Genomic DNA, 348 nt, shown 5'->3' on the forward strand with positions numbered 1-348 from the left:
TGTGTCTTATATTTATAAAGAGCGGAGACTATCTTTCTTTATAAAGCCAGACCCCTGCCTTTTCTTTGTTATGAGACTAGAGGCGGAGGACTGGCTTTTTTTATTATATTAGTAATGCTTTTCGCCAAATTGGTGAAAATATTTATATACGAGAACTAACGTTGGGGTGATTATTTTGAAGAAGCAACACGATACAATTATCGTTTTAGATTTTGGAAGTCAATACAATCAGTTAATAGCACGTCGAATTCGTGAGTTCGGTGTATACAGTGAACTTCATCCACATACAATTACTGCAGAAGAAATTAAAGCAATGAATCCAAAAGGGATTATTTTCTCTGGTGGACC

Annotated in this window: 1 protein-coding gene; it reads left to right on the plus strand. The window is 35.3% G+C overall.

Translation table 11 applies throughout. The features are described from left to right. Positions 1–175: 175 nt before the first annotated feature. Positions 176–348 (plus strand): glutamine amidotransferase-related protein (locus SB717_RS34280; protein WP_410907298.1); only part of this gene is annotated, 173 nt, incomplete at its 3' end.

The organism is Priestia sp. SIMBA_032 (assembly GCF_046535215.1).
Taxonomy (GTDB): Bacteria; Bacillota; Bacilli; order Bacillales; family Bacillaceae_H; genus Priestia; species Priestia aryabhattai.